Below are 1181 nucleotides of genomic sequence, written 5' to 3'. Positions count from 1 at the left end.
TACTAAAACAGGCCTTTGCACTAGCTAAATCAGGATTAATATATGATGGAAATTATAAAAGTACTTTAGTGAAAAATTAATACATTTTTACTTGTTTTTTACCACAGTACTTTGTTGTACAGCGTTTTTATTATTCAATCGGTATGTAAAGGTCAACAATTGCCTTTCTTTCGGGATGCTCATTAAAGTTGTTATGATAAATCTCGAAAGGGTTTTTGTCAGCTTTTTTATATCCGTTTTCATTCATCCATAAAAATAGTCCCGTCCACGATTTCTCAAATTCATTCAGCCCAATTTCAAAACTACCTACAATAAATTTTCCTTTTTGAATTGAAGTTAGTCCAATTTCGCCATCCGCTTCAACTGTTTTATTTAGCAAAATCGAAGCACTCATTCTTACTTTGTTCGGTTCTGTAACTTTAAAACTGTCGTGATAAATCGTAACCATTTTAGTTTGTTCATTCATCAAACCTTGAGGTGTAGCCCATTTCATTAATTTTTGATAGGCAGATTCAAGATTTTGTGGTCCAATACTTGACACATACGCCAAATCCATTTTTGGCATTTCTTTAATTTCAATTTTTGCATTCATTTCTGTCCATTTTTTTAGATTATTAATGATGCAAATGTATTTTTCATAGTCAGGATATTCTTGTCCATTCTTGCTTTTAAGTTGACGAATCTTGCTAAATTTATTCGGATTTTGGTTTTTAAATTCAGTCGGGCTTACTCCAAAATACTTTTTAAATGCTCTGGAATAGGAAGAATTATCACTAAATCCATATTTATGTGCTATTTCAGTTGCTGTTATGTTTTTATGTAACAAATCAGATGCTGATTTTTCTATTCTTTTTCGTTTTACGTATTCATTTAGAGTTTCTTCTGTAACAAACTTGAAAACTCGATGAAAATGAAATGGTGAGAAAAAAGCAATTTCCGAAACTGCATTTAACGATAAGTCCGATTCCAAGTTTTGGTCAATAAACTCAAAAACTCGGTTAATTCGATTTTTGTAATCAGCTTGTATTTCTTTATCTGTTAATGTCATTTCTTAAATGCTGTACAACGGTCTCGTATATGATTTGTTGCGTGTTATAAGCGAGTAAGTTAACAAATAAAAACCGAAATAGAAAAACCGTGAGGTTTTTCGACAGTAGGCAAGAAGCAGCTATAAATTATAT

General features: G+C 31.1%; 1 protein-coding gene. It reads right to left on the bottom strand.

What is annotated here, in order from left to right:
• Positions 1-130 precede the first annotated feature (130 nt).
• Positions 131-1048, bottom strand: coding sequence for an AraC family transcriptional regulator (locus tag VDP25_RS17585; RefSeq protein ID WP_299252918.1), 918 nt, complete (start codon positions 1046-1048; stop codon positions 131-133).
• Positions 1049-1181: the final 133 nt, after the last annotated feature.

The sequence above is a fragment of the Winogradskyella sp. ECml5-4 genome, from assembly GCF_036903175.1.
Classification (GTDB): domain Bacteria; phylum Bacteroidota; class Bacteroidia; order Flavobacteriales; family Flavobacteriaceae; genus Winogradskyella; species Winogradskyella damuponensis.
The sequence above is the reverse complement of the archived record's forward strand: the minus strand, read 5'-3'. Positions and strand labels throughout refer to the sequence as shown.